13 protein-coding genes are annotated in these 17,457 nt (G+C 39.7%); 4 read left to right on the plus strand and 9 right to left on the minus strand.

Annotated features, from left to right (window positions below; translation table 11 throughout):
• Window positions 1-61 precede the first annotated feature (61 nt).
• The 4 genes from ACSVDH_RS25310 (at window position 62) to ACSVDH_RS25325 (ending at window position 4,788) form a co-directional block, all read left to right on the plus strand.
• The gene (locus ACSVDH_RS25310; protein WP_439252682.1) at window positions 62-778 is read left to right on the plus strand and encodes a vanadium-dependent haloperoxidase; all 717 of its coding nucleotides are present in this window, start codon (window positions 62-64) and stop codon (window positions 776-778) included.
• A gap of 388 nt (window positions 779-1,166) precedes the next feature.
• A complete protein-coding gene (locus ACSVDH_RS25315; RefSeq protein ID WP_439252680.1) occupies window positions 1,167-1,868 on the plus strand; it encodes a polyphosphate polymerase domain-containing protein in 702 nt (233 codons plus the stop codon).
• A 23-nt stretch (window positions 1,869-1,891) separates the two neighbouring features.
• Window positions 1,892-2,575 (plus strand): DUF4956 domain-containing protein, encoded by a 684-nt coding sequence (locus tag ACSVDH_RS25320; protein WP_439252679.1) that lies wholly within the window; start codon window positions 1,892-1,894, stop codon window positions 2,573-2,575.
• Window positions 2,576-2,640: 65 nt separating this feature from the next.
• Window positions 2,641-4,788: a carbohydrate-binding domain-containing protein gene (locus ACSVDH_RS25325; RefSeq protein ID WP_439252678.1), complete on the plus strand. Its 2,148-nt coding sequence runs from the start codon at window positions 2,641-2,643 to the stop codon at window positions 4,786-4,788.
• A 141-nt stretch (window positions 4,789-4,929) separates the two neighbouring features.
• On the opposite strand, the gene ACSVDH_RS25330 is transcribed toward ACSVDH_RS25325, so the two are convergent.
• From ACSVDH_RS25330 to ACSVDH_RS25370, 9 genes are all read right to left on the minus strand, one after another.
• Window positions 4,930-5,553, minus strand: a complete 624-nt coding sequence (locus tag ACSVDH_RS25330; RefSeq protein WP_439252677.1) for an HD-GYP domain-containing protein — start codon at window positions 5,551-5,553, stop codon at window positions 4,930-4,932.
• Between the two features lie 353 nt (window positions 5,554-5,906).
• On the minus strand, window positions 5,907-7,376 hold the full coding sequence (locus ACSVDH_RS25335; protein WP_439252676.1) for a protein adenylyltransferase SelO: 1,470 nt from the start codon (window positions 7,374-7,376) through the stop codon (window positions 5,907-5,909).
• 249 nt (window positions 7,377-7,625) lie between these two features.
• Complete coding sequence (locus ACSVDH_RS25340) at window positions 7,626-9,014, minus strand: amino acid permease (RefSeq protein WP_439252675.1); 1,389 nt, start codon at window positions 9,012-9,014, stop codon at window positions 7,626-7,628.
• A gap of 331 nt (window positions 9,015-9,345) precedes the next feature.
• Window positions 9,346-9,921, minus strand: coding sequence for a YitT family protein (locus ACSVDH_RS25345; protein WP_439252792.1), 576 nt, complete (start codon window positions 9,919-9,921; stop codon window positions 9,346-9,348).
• 744 nt (window positions 9,922-10,665) lie between these two features.
• A complete protein-coding gene (gene ystJ / locus ACSVDH_RS25350) occupies window positions 10,666-11,904 on the minus strand; it encodes an NADP-dependent malic enzyme (RefSeq protein WP_439252674.1) in 1,239 nt (412 codons plus the stop codon).
• Between the two features lie 74 nt (window positions 11,905-11,978).
• Window positions 11,979-13,322 (minus strand): 2-hydroxycarboxylate transporter family protein, encoded by a 1,344-nt coding sequence (locus ACSVDH_RS25355; RefSeq protein ID WP_439252673.1) that lies wholly within the window; start codon window positions 13,320-13,322, stop codon window positions 11,979-11,981.
• 118 nt (window positions 13,323-13,440) lie between these two features.
• Entirely contained in the window at window positions 13,441-14,148 is a 708-nt protein-coding gene (locus tag ACSVDH_RS25360) for a response regulator (protein ID WP_439252672.1), read from the minus strand.
• The gene (gene dcuS, locus ACSVDH_RS25365) at window positions 14,145-15,746 is read right to left on the minus strand and encodes a DcuS/MalK family sensor histidine kinase (RefSeq protein ID WP_439252670.1); all 1,602 of its coding nucleotides are present in this window, start codon (window positions 15,744-15,746) and stop codon (window positions 14,145-14,147) included. The genes ACSVDH_RS25360 and dcuS overlap by 4 nt, the downstream gene beginning before the upstream one ends.
• 366 nt (window positions 15,747-16,112) lie before the next feature.
• Complete coding sequence (locus ACSVDH_RS25370; protein WP_439252669.1) at window positions 16,113-17,348, minus strand: ATP-grasp domain-containing protein; 1,236 nt, start codon at window positions 17,346-17,348, stop codon at window positions 16,113-16,115.
• Window positions 17,349-17,457: the final 109 nt, after the last annotated feature.

The following is a 17,457-nucleotide window of genomic DNA, read 5'->3' on the forward strand; positions in this document are numbered from 1 at the left end:
TGTTATATTTTCTTCCCCCTTCTCATATTGAATAAGTAGAAAATTGAAAGGGCTGGTTGTTATGAGGACAAATTATCGAAGGTGGTCAGAGTATCCTTATCAAGGAGAGCAAACCCCGCCTAAGGCTTATCCGGCTCCCGCTTATTTTCCGATGTTTTTTATTAAGAGACAAGGAAACAATATATTTCTTGATCCCTTTGGGCAACGGATTCATTGGCAAATTAAACATCCTCTTGAGATTGATTGGGAGAAGGAGTTATCGATTGTTGAACAAACTTTAGCATCGTTAACACCTCAGCAAATCCGCCTCGCACAATACTGGGGAACGGTCGAAGCAACGGAGAACATGACACCAATGATTTTCAGCTTTGCAAAAAAATACCGGCTAGGCTCTCCGCATCTTGCCAGAGCACTTGGATATTTTCATGCTGCTGTTAATGATGCCTTTGTGATGTCCTGGTATTTTAAGTATCTTTGGGATGTGGCACGACCGAATCAATATGGCAGGAACCTTTCTCCTGTATTGACAACACCGCGTTTTCCAGCCTACCCTTCTGCACACGCCACTGTTGCAGGATCTGCTGAGTCGATCTTAAGCTACTTCTTCCCGCCAGAGGCCGAAAATATTAAAAAGGTGATGGAAGGATGCGCCCTGTCACGTTTGTACGCCGGTGTTCATTTTAAAATAGATAATGATGAAGGATTAAGATTAGGCAGGCAACTTGGGAATATCGTTGTACGCCTTTTAAGGACACAAAATGTAAATGATACTTTATGAACAAAAGTGCAAGCGCCTCGTTCAACCTAGGGCAAATAAGACGATTTAGAATAGAAGGCGATCTTTGCCTTCAATTCTAAATTGCCTAGACCCTAGAGGGGCTAGGCGCAGGAGTTGGATGTCGAAGCGCTTATCCACAGTTCAAGAAATTTATAATTTCCTGGCAGAGAAAAACCGAGAAAATGGAACAGCCCATTTTCCCTCCCCTCTTCTTCCCACTTCTTCCCTAAAGAAATTTACAAAAACCAAATTATTTTCACAAAATCTTTACTTGACATCTACCTGACACATTTCCCCTTTAGAGTAACTATTGTGTTAATCAACTAATTGATTACTCATCTCCTTTAAAAAGGAGGTTTGTAAAAATGATAAAAGGGAGGAAATGAAAATGCCGATTCAGACCTCATTTAATCCAAAGGGTCGCAAAGAGCTTAAACATGCGATTTCGGTGGCAGAATATCACGTGCTGCGTCGTAAACTGCTGCATTTTATGAAAAGAGATGCCAATGCTGGAGCAAATGGGAAATATTTGATTCGTTCAACATACTTCGATAATTTTGATAATAAAATTTTGAACGAGAAAAAGGAAGGGTTCCTAAAAAGGGATAAATACCGTGTTCGCATTTATGAGAAAAAAGATGATGTCATCAATCTTGAGCGAAAAAGCAAACGAAATAATTTGACATACAAATCAAAATGCAAAATAACACGAGCAGAATTTGAAAAAATGCGGACCGGTGACGTTCACTGGATGAATCAAGACGAACGAGCCCTTATTCGCAATTTATTTTTTGAAATACAAAATCACCAAATTAAACCGAAGACGGTGGTTGACTATGAACGTGAAGCATTAATGTACCCTTATGGAAATGTTCGAATCACCTTTGATACAAAGGTTCAATCAAGCTTACAAAATACAGATATGTTCAATAAACATTTACCAATGGTAGATGTGCTTGAACCAAATCTGGTCATCTTGGAAGTAAAATATGATGAATACTTGCCAGATTCTATTAAACTTTTACTTCAGCTGTCAGACACAAGGCAAGAAGCATATTCAAAATATCAATTAAGTCGCATGTATGGTTAAAAAACATAATAGGAGAGAAAAAAATGGATGCTACTAATTTTTCAGATATTTTCAAATCAAGTTTTATAGAGAAAACAACCTCATTTTCTATTATTGATTCCCTGCTTGGGATTGGCGTAGCTTTTTTAGTCGGGTTATTTATTTACGCCATTTATAAGAAAACCTTTAACGGTGTGATTTACTCACATTCCTTCAATATTTCACTAATCATTATGACAATGGCAACGGCGTTAGTCATCATGGGAATCAGCCAAAACGTATTATTATCACTCGGTATGGTTGGAGCGTTATCAATCGTTCGTTTCCGTACACCCATTAAAGACCCAATGGATTTAGTTTACTTATTCTGGTCTGTTATTGCCGGTATTTTGAGCGGTGCAGGATTCATATTATTATCTGCTGTCGGTTCTGTCCTTATTGGGCTTGTTATTCTTTTATTCGCAAATAAAATCAAAGTGGACAACCCTTACCTATTGGTTGTGAAATATGATCAACATGCTGTCGGGGAACAAATTGAAAGCATCATGAAAGAAAAAACAAAAAAATTCTCGTTAAAATCAACATCAATTATTCAAGATCATGAAATGGAAGTCACATATGAAATTCGTGTAAAAGAAAACGATGCCGAGATTGCATCCGAGCTTTCAGCCATCCAAGGCGTTCATTCTGCCGTCATGCTAAGTTATGATGGTAACTTTACAGCATAAGAAGGGGATATTAGCCCCTTCTTTTTCCCATCAAACGCAAAGTTTTAACAAAGGAGGTTAATAAAATGAACAAAAGCATGACTAGGTTTTTATCTCTATTCGCTTGTCTTGCCATTATCACCAGTGGTTGCAGCAGCAATCCGAGCAGCAGGACAAATGCAGCTGAGCTTGCTAGTAATCTCGTCACGTATGACAGCGATGATACGTATACCAGCTGGCAAGATTCAAATGTAACCTATATTCGTTTAGAGGAAACAACGGCAACGGTGGAAGAAAATGATGGCGTCATTGTTGAGGAATCACAAATATTGATTCGTACAACAGGAACCTATGTTGTAGAGGGAACACTAGAGGATGGCCAAATTGTGGTCGATGCTGAGGATGCCGGCAAGGTTCGACTTATTTTAAATGGCGCAGAGATTCACTCCTCAACAAGTGCACCTATTTATGTAAAACAGGCAGATAAGACCGTGCTGTCTCTTGAAAAGGACACTGAGAATACCCTTTCTGATGGAAAAGAATACGTTTATGAAGATGGTGAAACAGATGAGCCAGAAGCGGCCATCTTTAGTAAAGACGATTTAACGATCAATGGATCTGGTAAGTTAAACGTAACAGGCAATTTCAAGGACGGCATTACGAGTCGTGACGATTTAAAAATTACAGGCGGAACGATTGAGGTTACATCTGCTGATGATGGTTTTGTCGGCCGTGACTTATTAGCTGTAAAGGATGCTGCGATCTCGGTAACAGCAACCGGAGATGGTTTGAAAGCCTCGAATGATGAGGACGAATCGAAAGGAAACATTGTTTTGGAAAGCGGTTCGGTAACGGTTCAAGCAAAAGGTGATGGCATACAAGCTGAAAAGGCTGTTACCGTTATAGACGGAGAATATTCGATTATTGCAGGTGGAGGAAGCCCGGAAACAATTGAAAGCGCTGAACAGCCAATGGATCGTCCTTTGGGAACCACTGAGGATATGTCAACAATGATCGAACCTATGTTAGCGGGAATAGAGGTTTCCGATGAAATAAAAGAACAGCTTCAAAATGCAAAAAGCTTTGAGGAGATCCAAACAATTTTACAAAATTATCCCGAGATTCAAGAACAATTGCAAGCGTCCCGTGCCTTGCCGGCAGGTGGTGAGCCGCCGCAAATGAATGCGGAAGAAACAGAATCAGAGGATACATTTAGCACAAAAGGGATAAAAGCAGGCACTGAGATGACCATTGCTGGAGGAACATTTACCATCGACTCTCTCGAAGACTCTCTTCATAGTGATAAAAACCTAACCATTGCTGGAGGCAAAATCAAGGTTTCAACTGGAGATGATGGTATTCACGGTGGTGCAAACGTAGCTATAAACGGCGGAACCATCGATATTGAAAAAAGCTTAGAAGGTATTGAAGGGGTAAATATTACAGTCGCTGATGGCAGCATTTATGTTCATTCAGAAGATGATGGCGTAAATGTTAATGGAGGCAGCAGTGATGCGGAAATGCCCCGGATGGGTATGAATGTTTCAGCCGAGGAAGAAACAGCTGCAGCTAAAGAAGAAACAGCTGGTGAAGAATCAACGGAAGATAGTCAATTAATAATTGAAGGAGGCTACCTATATGTTGACGCAAATGGTGATGGCCTCGACTCAAATACTGCAATTAAACAGACGGGTGGGACGGTGCTTGTATACGGACCTACCTCATCTGGAAATGGTTCGCTGGATTATACGGAGTCCTACATGATGGAAGGAGGCATTTTAGTTGCTGCAGGCAGCAGCGGCATGGCCCAAGGAATTTCAGAGGATTCAACACAAAACGCGGTGATGATGACTTTTTCCGAGTTCCAAGAAGCCGGAACATCCGTCTATGTAGCAGATCAAAAAGGTGAACAAATCTTTGCCATTGCGCCTGAAAAGCAATACCAAACCATTCTCATCAGTACACCAGACCTGCAAAGTGACCAGTCCTATACAATTAGTTCAGGCGGAGCTTTAAGCGGAGAAAATAAAGATGGCTTGTATGATTCAGCACAATATAAAGATGGCACACAACCGATCACATTTACACTATCTGATATCATCACATATCTTGATGAATCTGGTGTGACAGAGGCACCTGCCGGGAGATTTGGCGGAAATGGCGGCGGTCCAAAAGGCATGGAAGGTCGAAATCCTTTTAATACAGAACAAAATACCGATACGCAAACTGAATAGTAAACAAACAAAAATGACAAAAGGAACAAAATACAGTTCAAAAAGATGTGTTTGATGCACATAGGTCAGATCCTCCAACATCTAAATTTTTGGTATTTACGGTGTTTGAGGGATCTGACCTTCTTTTGTTGCCATATCAACTCACAATAACCCCTCACCAAATTCAATTTCATAGTTTGCAATCTGATAATCACATTCTTCAAGTATTTCTGTAAACGAATCAACGATTTTTGCGTCAAACAAAGTATGTTTACAGCGAATGAGCTCTGCAGCGGCTTCTCGATAAGATAATTGAGTGCTATAGGATCGAGGGGTTGTCATTGCATCAAATGAATCCGTAACCGCGACAATTCTTGCGAAAAGCGGAATATCATCCCCCTTTAGCTGATCCGGATACCCCGTTCCATTCATTCTTTCATGATGTGACCTGACTGTTTGAATCGCATAAACCATTGAAGCTTTCGGTTCCATATTTGATAGAATTGAGGCTCCAATCCTAGGATGCTGTTTAATGATCTCAAACTCCTTTTCTGTTAGCCGATCTGGTTTTAGAAGAATCTGATCAGGAATGCCAATTTTCCCAATATCATGTAACAAGGCCGCTTTGTATAGCTCACTGCATGCATTATCATCCAGACTCAATTTTTTTGCAATCCAAATGGAATATTTTGCAACCCGCTTGGAATGGCCAGCGGTATATGGATCACGAGCATCCAGTATTCTCATAAACTTGTTTACTTTGTTTTCTAACTGTTTGGTGAACATTATTGAGAGTTCCTCTTTTCTAATATGATAATGTCAACCATTTAGCAGTTTGAAAGAGGCAACTGTTACGATCTGTTTCCTTCTTTTATTACAATGCTTCATCAGCAACCGCTAAATTAATCCTTAAAAGTAAAACATTTAAGTTATCAATATCTACCATTTATATCGACACAATTTTGTTTTTCTTTAAAATTTAATCCATTCCGCTGGGAAATGCTGCAAAAAATGAGGCTGACTCAAAAAAAGCCAGCCCCTCAAACACAATATACAGGATCTCCATCAGTCTATATCACCATATATTGATAGTTGTGGAAGAGCAGCCCCTTAAAGGCAGCCACATTGTTCTTCATTTATTATGTGCCGCAAAATGTTCGATACGGTCGGGATGAAGGCGCAGGCAGAGTGCAATATTCAATCTGTTCAGGAGAGTGGTCGTATGGTTTTGATAAAACATTAAGAAGTCGTTCCATCACACTATAGTCTCCTTGGTGCACTGCAGCATCGAGAGCTTCTTCTACCCGGTGGTTACGAGGAATAACCGCCGGATTAGAGTTCCGCATCAATTCAAGTGAGGATTCCTTCGATTCCTGCTGCTTGCCCAGTCTTACCTGCCACCGCTCATGCCACTGTGTAAATTCTTCGGTTCCAAACAGGTCTGATCCCTCATGTTGCTCAATCGTTAACGCACGGAAGGTATTTGTAAAATCTGCACGATGCTTTTCCATCAATTTGAGGAGATCTTCAATCAGGGCTTCATCCTCTTTCTCTTCATTAAAGATTCCCAGCTTAGCTCTCATTCCCTCAAGCCAATTAGCCTGATACAGCTTCGAAAAATGAGAAATCTCATTCTGAGCCAATTCAAGAGCCTTTTCCTCATCGTCATGCAGCAACGGCAATAATGTTTCAGCAAATCGTGCAAGATTCCATCTGCAAATGTATGGCTGATTTCCATAAGCATAGCGGCCTTGCCTATCAATTGAACTAAAGACGGTTGCCGGGTCATAAGTATCCATGAACGCACATGGGCCGTAATCAATCGTCTCTCCGCTTATCGTCATATTGTCGGTATTCATTACGCCATGAATAAAGCCAACTAGCTGCCATTTCGTAATCAGTGCAGCCTGGCGCTTGATCACTTCCTGAAGCAAGCGGAGATAGCGGTTCTCATCAGCGGGAACGTCCTGATAATGCCGTTGCAATGTATAATCAGCCAAATCCCGGAGATGTTCTACTGTGCCCCATTGTGCTGCAAATTGAAAGGTGCCGACGCGCAGATGACTGGCTGCCACTCGAGTTAGGATCGCACCAGGCAGTTCCGTTTCCCGGTAGATGGGCTCACCAGTCGTGACCACTGCAAGGCTGCGCGTGGTCGGAATCCCAAGGGCATGCATCGCTTCACTAATGATGTATTCGCGCAGCATCGGTCCAAGCGCAGCTCGCCCATCGCCCCCGCGGGAGTAAGGCGTTCTCCCTGATCCCTTTAGCTGAATATCAACCCGTTCTCCTTCAGGAGTGATCTGTTCGCCAAGCAGTAAAGCCCGCCCGTCCCCAAGCATGTTAAAATGCCCGAATTGATGCCCTGCATATGCTTGCGCAAGCGGTGAAGCACCTTCAGGAATCTTGTTTCCGGCAAACACGGCTACTCCATCTTCATATTGCAGAGCCTGGGCATTCAATCCAAGGGATGCTGCCAACGGTTCATTGAGTATGATCAGCTTTGGTGACTCTACTGGGGTTGGATTGTGGCTGGTAAAAAATATTTTCGGCAGCTGAGCATAGCTGTTATCTAGGTTCCATCCTGCTTCACTTTTCTCGTTCGTCATCAAATCTCCTCTCTTTCTTTGTATTCTCATTCCAATCATGATTAATATGTTTAGTGTCTGTTTCCATGTTTTTATTATACCCTTTCTTTTACTAAGCTTGAGCATGTTCATTGTTAATGGATGTAAGAAAAGCGACACTCCTTCTAAAATTTACGACACATCCTGCCCCATGCAAAAAAGGACAGATAAGAGTAGTTTCTTGGTTTCATCTACCCTTCTCTGTCCCATTTTTATTTTTCGTATTGCTGCTCAATTTCCCACTGCTTTTTCCTCTTTTACCTGATCCGCATAATTCTCCTTTGGTTTTCGCATTTTATAAATCGCAATCAATAAAATAAACCAAACAGGTGTGACGAATAAGGCAACACGGGTATCTTCCGCCAGTGCCAGCACGACTAGAATGAATGCCAGGAATATTAGGATCAGATAATTGGAAAATGGATAAAGCGGCATTTTAAATTTATTCTTTTTCGCAAGATCCGGTCTTGTTTGACGGTATTTTAGATGGCAAATGACAGTAATTCCCCATATATAAATAAAACATACGGTAGAAATACTTGTAATCAGCGTAAATACTCCTTCAGGCATCACATAGTTCAAAACAACGCCAATTAGAATGACGGCAATTGAAAAGAACAATGCATTGGAAGGTACTTTACGTGAAGTAAGCTTTGCAAATGAAACAGGTGCATTCTTTTCTTTGGCAAGTGAATAAACCATCCGGCTTGTACTAAATATAGCGCTATTACAAGCAGAAGCTGCGGATGTTAGGACAACAAAATTGACGATACCTGCAGCTGCAACGATACCAATCGCCATGAAAACTTGAACAAATGGGCTTTCTGCCGGATTAATGGCACTCCAAGGATAAATACTCATAATGACAAGAAGTGCACCGATGTAGAAAATCAAAATTCGAATCGGGATATTATTGATCGCTTTTGGGATTACTTTTTCAGGATCTTTTGTTTCTCCCGCTGTAAGTCCTACGAGTTCAATGCCAACAAACGCAAACACGACCATTTGGAATGAAAGGATAAACCCATTCATGCCATTCGGGAACATACCCCCGTGGCTCCACAGATTCGCGAAGCTGGATGTGCCAGAATTTGTGGAAAACCCTTTTATTATCATGAAAATCCCAACTACAATTAGTGCGAGAATTGCAATAACTTTAATTAATGCAAACCAGAATTCCATTTCACCAAACAGTTTAACGGTTGCAAGATTCATTATTAACAAAATAACAAGGGCAATAAATCCTGGTAACCACTGTGGTACACTAGGGAACCAATACTGTGTATATAGACCAACAGCAGTTAAATCGGCCATGGCAATGCAAATCCAGCAAAACCAATAAGTCCAGCCTGTAATAAATGCTGCCATATTACCTAAATAGTCTCCTACAAAGTCAACAAAAGAATGATAATTCAAATTGGTTAAAAGAAGTTCTCCAAGGGAACGCATGATTAAAAAGCAAATGACTCCTGTAATTAAATAAGCAAATAAGATCGATGGTCCGGCCAAATGAATAGACTTCCCTGCCCCAAGAAATAACCCCGTTCCAATTGCCCCGCCAATGGCGATTAGTTGTACATGCCTGTTTTTAAGACCTCTCGACAATTTTTGTTCTTCCATACACCTTCCCCTTCCCTTACTAAAAACATTTGAAGCCTGGTCTGTTTTATTGTTATATCTAAATATCAATACTCCCCCAAAAAACTTTATCACTAAAATAATATCAAAATTACAGAGACGAGAAAACTAGTTGTTAACCATTTACTAATCCATTTGTTTCCGTTATTCTAAATGATTTATCAAACAGAATAGGTCCATGATGTTTAAACATATCAAGTTTATCAAAATAAAAAAAGGAACTATTCCACTTTTTTAGGTATAGTTCCTTTTCTCTATTAAATATGCAATTAATATTTAAAGCTGTTCGTAACCTAACCTCGCTCAAAGGTATTTATTCCAAAAAGATATTTGGCTTTGCAATCTTTGACGTAATGATTCCAATTATACAAATATTTACGGAAGAAAAAAGGAATGCATTTATTCCTAACATATTAAACCCAGCTGTTAGTATTAAGCCGTCAATAATCAAAATAATAACACCTATATTGACAGAAATAGAATCTGATATAAATTGGGCTAACAAGTCGGTTCCTCCCGTGCTTGTTTTATACCGAAGCATGATTCCTACTCCGATTCCAATAATTGCTCCACCTAATATGACACTGATATAGATAGAAAGCAAAAATTGAGTTCTTAAAGGCGTTAACCAATCAATCATTATAGAAGTAGCAATTAAACCTAAAAAGCTATTAAAAAAATATGTTCGTTTATAGAACCACGCATAGATGAAAAGAGGTATGCTTAAGAGAAACATAGCTAAACCAGTTGGGAAATTAAAGTAATAATGCAATATAAGAGCTATTCCTGTAATTCCCCCGTCTAACAAATGATGTGGAACTAAAAAACCATTTATTCCAATGCTTATCAATAAACTACCTATTAGAATAGCAGCTATCTTCTGGAAAATATAAATCACCTTTTAATTTTTTTACTATAAATCTATGTACAAGCATGTAATTTAAGAAGTAAGTTATGATTTTTTATTTTGCAATTTCTATGTCCGATAAATCAGTGATTCACTTATAACAGTTCCGCTGTATACATTATTGTTTTTAACAACAAAAAATACCTCCTAATCAAATCAGGAGATATCGTAATAAGAGTGTTAATTTAGAATTCAACCCTTAATTCGATTCTTTTTTCTTCTTTTGTAATGAATTTTTAAGTATTGAACCATGCATTGTGATTGCTAATAAGATAATAACGGGTAAGTTCTCAAGTAAAAAAGTAATAAGCATACGATCCCTTCCTAAAAGTACAGTTATAAAACATACATCCTATACTTTATTTATTTTTAATCTACATAAGATACTTATCATAATCATAAGATTAGAGCATTTTTGATAACCTCTATTCATAAATCAACACCAATTGAAATCATTCTCTGATTAAACTTTATAAAAACCCCTTAAAACCCTTTATTATTCTTCATGCAGCAAATCCTGCTACCTGCAATTTTATATTATGTTCCACTATTGTCCTAGGACTAAACATTTGCCTAAAATACGATGAACTATCTTTACAGAATGTATCTTAACATTCGATAGATGAGGGGACATGGACAGTAATAGCAGATTTCCACAAAAAATAGAGGGTGCCAGAACAGGAATCAGCCCCATTTTAGACACCCTCTATAAGTGCAAGTGATCATTTATACAAAAGCTTCTACTGCAAGGTTTTCTAGACGCTTTTTTATCTCTTCAACATTCACATGTTTTTGCGCAACACCTGTTTCCATTGCAGCATAAGCAACAGATGCTGCTACATTAGCTGCCACTCTTGGATCAAAAGGATTTGGAATGACATAATCGGGATGTAAGTCTTCCTCTGCAATCAGTCCAGCGATCCCATAAACAGCAGCTAACTTCATTTCTTCATTAATTTCTCTTGCTTGAACATCTAACGCACCTCGAAAAATCCCGGGGAATGCGAGGACATTATTGACCTGATTAGGAAAATCAGAACGGCCTGTTCCAACGACAAGTGCTCCTGCTTCTTTAGCATCCTGAGGCATAATTTCTGGTACTGGATTAGCCATGGCGAATATGATTGGATCTTGATTCATCGACTGAATCATTTCTCTTGTGACAGCACCTGCAACTGACACCCCCACAAATACATCCGCTCCGACAAGCGCATCTTCTAACAGACCTTGTTTTTGTTCGCTATTTGTCATTTGGGCCATTTCATCTTTAAATGAATTCATGCCCACTGGACGACCATCATAAATGATTCCTTTTGTATCACATAAAATGACATCTTTTACACCCATATGAAGAAGCAGCTTAACAATTGCGACTCCCGCAGCACCTGCACCGTTTACAACAACGCGAATATCTTCAATTTTTTTATTCGCTAATTTTAACGCGTTGATTAATCCGGCAGCTGTTACAATCGCTGTACCGTGCTGGTCATCATGAAAAACCGGAATATTGCATTCCTTTCGTAATCGTTCCTCAATGTCAAAACAGTGAGGTGCTGCAATATCTTCTAAATTCACTCCGCCAAACGTTGGTTCTAATAGTTTCACAACTTCTACCATTTTATCCGGGTCCGTTGTATCCAAACAAATCGGAAATGCGTCCACATCAGCAAATGATTTGAACAGTAATGCTTTCCCCTCCATAACAGGCATGGCTGCTTTTGGTCCGATATTACCTAAACCAAGTACGGCAGTTCCGTTTGAGACAACGGCAACCAAATTTCCCTTCATCGTATACTCATATACTCTACTCTCATCTTTATAAATGTCCAAGCATGGCTCTGCTACGCCTGGAGAATACGCAAGACTTAAGTCCTTTGTATTACGGACGGGAACCTTTGAATGGACACCAAGCTTTCCTTGATTTTCCTTGTGCATCTTGATTGTTTCTTCACGTAAAGTTGGCATTTCATGTATCTCCTTTTAAAGTTAAAAAATGAATTTTGATTACTGTACTTTTTCCTGCTTTTTTTCTTAATTTATTAGCTTAATAACTTCATTAAAAGCGTTGCGATGATAACCGTTGACGCTCCGCCAAGTCTTGTCGCCACTTGAGCAAATGGCATTAATGACATACGGTTGGAGGCAGACAAAATCGCTACATCTCCTGTTCCTCCTAAACCGCTATGGCATCCCGTTACAATGGCTGAATCAACCGGATACATTTTCATGAATTTTCCGACAATATAGCCCGTACCGACCATTGCAACCACAACAGCTGTACAAACAACAACATAAGCCGGAGTGACAATCTTCACAACATCCTCAAGCGGAATGTAAAGGATACCTAGCCCAACCATAAGCGGCCACGTTAAGCTTGTGGAAACAAATTTGTATAAATGATAAGCACCCTGTTCCATTTTGGCAGGTATTAGTTGAAGGCACTTAACTAATGTTGCAGCCACAATCATCAAGACAGGACCCGGAATCCCCAGGAACTTATGGGCAAGTGCCCCAAAAATGAAGAAGCTGCAAGCGATCAACAATCCTGCTCCCATTAACGAAAAATCAATCGGCACTTTACTCGTCGTATCTTCTTTCAACCCGTCTCCGCCTTTTGTTTTGACGAGTACGCCATTTCCGGAAAGCTCCGGTTTTCGTTCACCTAAGTTTTTCATTAATCCCGCGCAAATGATCGCAACGATATTGCCAATCACTGCTGCCGGAATCATTTGCGAAACAAACGCTTCTGCAGGCTCGCCTAGAATTTGCGAGTAAGCCAGCGAAAGCGGCAAAATCCCCTCACCAATTCCTCCACCAATAATCGGGACAATGATATAAAAGAACGTGTGCTTCATATCATATCCAAACAAGGATCCTACCGATACTCCTGCCGCAACAGATGCAAGGGTTCCTAGGATTAGTGGAATAAACATTCTTGTGAATCCTTGAATAAGAACACTGCGATTCATCCCAAGAATACTGCCTGCAACTAAACAAGAAATATATAGATAAAGAAAGTTTGACGTTTTCATTAAAGTTGTGACCGCTTCCAGTGAAGCTGGATTAAACAGGTCATAAAATACTAGAATAGAAGGAACTAACAGAGCTAAAATCGCCGGTCCCCCAATATCTTTTAAAATCGGGATTTTCATACCGAGATCCCCAAGTAAAATTCCCATTACCATGATGACCGCAAAGCCTCCGATCATATCCGGCGGAAGTTGATTATAGACAGATGCTGCATAAATAATAGCTGCCAGCACTAAGTAAAGCGGCAACGGGATGACCCCTACCTTGAGTTGTTTGAGCCGTTCTAACAATCCTCTTTTCTCTTCTTTTTTCTCTATTATGTGAAGCGTTTCCAACTTTTTTACTGATTCCATGTTGATGACCTCCTTTTTTCTTGTACTCTATGTTAGTCGTTTTGTCGAAACATAAATAGTTTTTGTAACTTATGTAAGTGTTTTTGTCATTAAAAAAAGTAAGCAGCCGAATGACTGCTTACAAATATTGTTTGATGATATTGCTTTTTTCTTCAATATATTCATGCTGATAAACCGGCCTTCCGATCGTTCCATAAATCACTTTTACGTCAAGTACGCCAATATCTTTTAAGAATTTCAAATATTTTCGAACCGATACCCTTGAAATTCCTGTACGGCTTACCACATCTTCTGTTGAAAATGGACCTGTTTTTATACTCGTGATCACATTCCAAATGATGTTTAATGTATCTTTTGTCAACCCTTTCGGTAATTCTTCTGGAAGCCGTTTTTCTTCCTTACGCAAAATTTGCTGATCCAATTCCGCCTGATTAAGGACTTGCTGATTTTGAATAAAAGCTGCTTTCTCCTGATATGCTGCTAATGCCTCACGAAAACGTTCAAATTCAAATGGCTTAATTAAATAATCGACAGCCCCCAGCCTTAAGGCCTTTTGAATTCTGTCGATATCAGATGCAGCCGAAATAACAATTACATCGATTTTCTTTTCACTTTCTCGTATATATGAAAGCAAATCCAGTCCATGTTTGCCAGGCATAAAAATATCCAATAACAATAAATCGACTCTTTCCTTCTCCAATTCATAGATTGCCTGCTCAGCTGAAAAACAAACAGAAGCTAATTCAAAGCCTCCTACTTGTTCCAAGTAACGTTTATTAAATTCTGCCACCATCGGGTCGTCTTCTACAATCATGACACGAATCATTTTGCATCACCTTTGCTTTTATATGGAATGTAAACAGCAAACATCGTTCCTTGTCCTTTTTTTGAGGAAATGTCCAATTCTCCGCCAAGTTTTTTTAAGCTCTTGTTTACTAAGTAAAGTCCAAATCCACGATCCTCTCCCTTGGTGGAAAAACCTTTTTCAAGGATATGGTTTTGTATCTCTTCAACTATTCCGATTCCGGTATCCTTCACTTCAACTGTCAAGATTTCATCGGCATAATCAAACTCCACTTCTATTTGTTTGGACGTGCTGCTTTCAACTGCTTCAATGGCGTTATCGATGAGATTGCCAATAATCGTAATCAATTCATGAGTAATGCTTGCATCTTCAGGTTCAGGCAATTGATATTCTGATTTGAACACAAGCTCAGCACCTGACTCCCTTGCATAACTCAGCTTCCCGAGTAAAAAGCCGGCCAGCACGGGATCTTTCATTTTTCTTGTGATAAAACCTACCTCGTTTTTGCTATGGTCTGCGATTACACTAATATAATCAGCCAGCAGATTATATTGACGCATATGGACCATACCAAGAATGACATGGAGCTTGTTCATAAATTCGTGCGACTGTGCCCGAAGCGCCTCAGCGTATAACCGTACACCTGTTAGCTGCTCAGCCAGCTGGCTGATTTCCGTTTTATCACGAAATGTTGCAACAGCACCAACAATCTTGTTTTCGACAAGCACAGGAACACGATTAACCAGCAATGCAACACCTTTTATGTTTTGTTCTTCATCCAATTCAGCTTGTCCTGTTTGCAAAACTCTGCTTAACCTTGAGGTAATCATATAATCATCGATCTTTTTTCCAATCGGATTTTCATTTAAGCCAGCTTTTTGCAAAATCCCTAATGCGGCCTTGTTAATAAGAGTAACCCTTGAATCTTGGTCAACCGCTATAATCCCCTCGCGAACTGATTGTAACATGGCACTTCGCTCCTTAAGCAGCTTTGCAATTGCAATCGGCTCAAGCCCAAATAAAATCTTTTTAATATATTTGGCCAAAATGACTGCTCCGACAATTCCGGTTAAGATGCCAAAAATCGTCCCTGCATAAATGTCCCAGCGGCTTTTTTCAACCGCTTCATTGACCTTCTCAAGAGATATGCCCACCGCTACTGCTCCTACCTGCTTTCCGCTTTCATCGAATACCGGGGTAAACGAACGCAAGGAATGGCCTAACGTGCCTTTTGAAATCGAAACATGCTCTTTTCCTGCTAAGACCGCTTTTTCATCTCCTCCAACAAACCGCTTTCCTACCTTATTTGGGTCAGGATGAGATTTACGGATTCCCTTCATATCCATTACGACTACAAATTGTACGTTTGTAACAGCTTGTATGTTATTTGCAAATGTCTGTATGTCCTTTTCATCCCTACTGCCGCTTAACCCTTGAATCACTAGCGGCGAACTTGCCACCATTCGGGCAGCATTTCCTGCTTTTTCAGCTTGGCTATCCTCAATGCTTTCAGCAACAGTTCGGCTAATGAGCAAATCGGTTATTAGTAATGAAAGAGCAACAACAGCACAGACAAAAAGCGTGATCGTTGTCTGTAAACTCCATTTTCCTTTTTTCATCTCTTCACCTCAATGGTTCAGCATGCTTTTTCTATTTAAATGATCATTCTTCTAGAATAAAATTGATCGTAACTAATGATTACCTATTATCATAACTCAATAAGTGGTACTGATAGAAGTTTTGGTTCATAAAACCAATAAAGCCGTAAAGAAAACTTGGCTGGCGCCAAGCCTTTAGGCGCAGTGCGACTGCCTAGTTGCACTTATACTTAATTCTTAAAATTTGCCACTACGTCGAATTCTCTCCTGCGCTGCAAATTTATACTTTCTTAACGTGCAAAAAAATACACCTCCCATATGTCAGCTCTACTAACATATAGGGGGTGCAGTTGAACACGAAAGCTTCCATTTTTATCTCTTATCCGGTTATTCCTTCAAAATAAAACCAGCTCTCGCCATGTCTCCAAGGATATCTTCAACCTCTTCCGAAGACTTTCCGATCACAAGTCCAATGATCTTCGTTACCTGTTCCTCATCTGGAAAATAACCGGGATCTAATAAGCTTAACGGAATAAACTGTTGCTTATCTACAAATTTTTCAACCACTGGAATGGCACTGTCAAAATGACTCGTCCAATTGAAGTTGCAAAGTCGCATGAACGTTGTGGCAAATCTTTTTTGAATATCATTATAGAGCAAGAGTCCGCATGTCGATGCATTAAAGCGAACATTTAAATCAATAAAATAATATTGACCTTTATAGAGCAGGACATCAAAGCCTGCCATTCCGATATATCCCTTATCCGCTATATTTTTCATGACTTCATAGCCGGTTTCAATAATGTCAGCGATGTTGTGATCAAACTCGGTTGTAATCCAGCTTCCTGAGAAATTGCCATCCTCTGTTACAAGTTGCTCTGATTTTCCTAAAAATTCAATTTCTCCCTCTTTGTTGACCATGTAATGAACAGAAATATTCTGCTCGTAAGGGATATACTCCTCAACGATGATCGATGATAAATCACCAAAGCTTTCAGTAATCTCATCCAGCTGCTGTTCCTCATTAATAAGCAAGACTCCGTATCCCCCAGAGGTCGGGCGGCCATCCCCTGTTTTTAAAACAAAAGGCAGCTTCGGCTTTTCCTCTAAAATTTGTTCTAAGCTCATCATTCTTCGCTTTGGGATATGTTGTGAAGGAACAAGCTCAGGTATATTCCGTTTATCACATAAATAGGCTAACACTTTAGGGTCAACCCTGTACTGATCTGTTGATACCTTTTCTTCAGGGTGTGGATATTGAAAAATCATCTTTTTATTTTGATTAGACAGAAGCTTAAGAACGTCTATATATTCATCTTCAGTTTGATACGTATAAAGGATAGGCGGCACCTGGAGCCCTGCTTTTTTCAGCAATCTTATAGCTGGTTTTGTCACACATGCAGCATGACAAACAACCGGTGTGTTTCCAATTACGCTTAATTCCCTTCCTGTGAGAGCGTCCAAGCTTAACAAATCCCCTGAATAATGCTGATAATCTTCAGCATACAATTTGGGATTGTAGATGATTCCTTCTCCGTAAATGTCTTGCATTGAATAAGCTGGACGAAATTTCATCATTTGTTGACCTTTCGTCGTTGTTAATCTTTTCGCTGCTTCTCCCATATTAAAACCTCCCTGAATTCACCATATTTTGTAAACTAGTATTTTCGTTTATTCATAGCTTTCAAAAACTTAATTTTTAGGAATTCTAGTATTCTCTTTCTACCTTTTA

It is taken from the genome of Metabacillus sp. Hm71 (genome assembly GCF_051842955.2).
GTDB lineage: Bacteria > Bacillota > Bacilli > Bacillales > Bacillaceae > Metabacillus.

What these genes read in the sequence shown, in the direction of transcription:
- ACSVDH_RS25335 (WP_439252676.1), bottom strand. Translation starts at nt 7,376, where the DNA reads ATGACGAACGAGAAAAGTGAAGCAGGATGGAACCTAGATAACAGCTAT.
- ACSVDH_RS25340 (WP_439252675.1), bottom strand. Translation starts at nt 9,014, where the DNA reads ATGGAAGAACAAAAATTGTCGAGAGGTCTTAAAAACAGGCATGTACAA.
- dcuS (WP_439252670.1), bottom strand. Translation starts at nt 15,746, where the DNA reads ATGAAAAAAGGAAAATGGAGTTTACAGACAACGATCACGCTTTTTGTC.
- ystJ (WP_439252674.1), bottom strand. Translation starts at nt 11,904, where the DNA reads ATGCCAACTTTACGTGAAGAAACAATCAAGATGCACAAGGAAAATCAA.
- ACSVDH_RS25320 (WP_439252679.1), top strand. Translation starts at nt 1,892, where the DNA reads ATGGATGCTACTAATTTTTCAGATATTTTCAAATCAAGTTTTATAGAG.
- ACSVDH_RS25360 (WP_439252672.1), bottom strand. Translation starts at nt 14,148, where the DNA reads ATGATTCGTGTCATGATTGTAGAAGACGACCCGATGGTGGCAGAATTT.
- ACSVDH_RS25315 (WP_439252680.1), top strand. Translation starts at nt 1,167, where the DNA reads ATGCCGATTCAGACCTCATTTAATCCAAAGGGTCGCAAAGAGCTTAAA.
- ACSVDH_RS25355 (WP_439252673.1), bottom strand. Translation starts at nt 13,322, where the DNA reads ATGGAATCAGTAAAAAAGTTGGAAACGCTTCACATAATAGAGAAAAAA.
- ACSVDH_RS25310 (WP_439252682.1), top strand. Translation starts at nt 62, where the DNA reads ATGAGGACAAATTATCGAAGGTGGTCAGAGTATCCTTATCAAGGAGAG.
- ACSVDH_RS25330 (WP_439252677.1), bottom strand. Translation starts at nt 5,553, where the DNA reads ATGTTCACCAAACAGTTAGAAAACAAAGTAAACAAGTTTATGAGAATA.
- ACSVDH_RS25325 (WP_439252678.1), top strand. Translation starts at nt 2,641, where the DNA reads ATGAACAAAAGCATGACTAGGTTTTTATCTCTATTCGCTTGTCTTGCC.
- ACSVDH_RS25370 (WP_439252669.1), bottom strand. Translation starts at nt 17,348, where the DNA reads ATGGGAGAAGCAGCGAAAAGATTAACAACGACGAAAGGTCAACAAATG.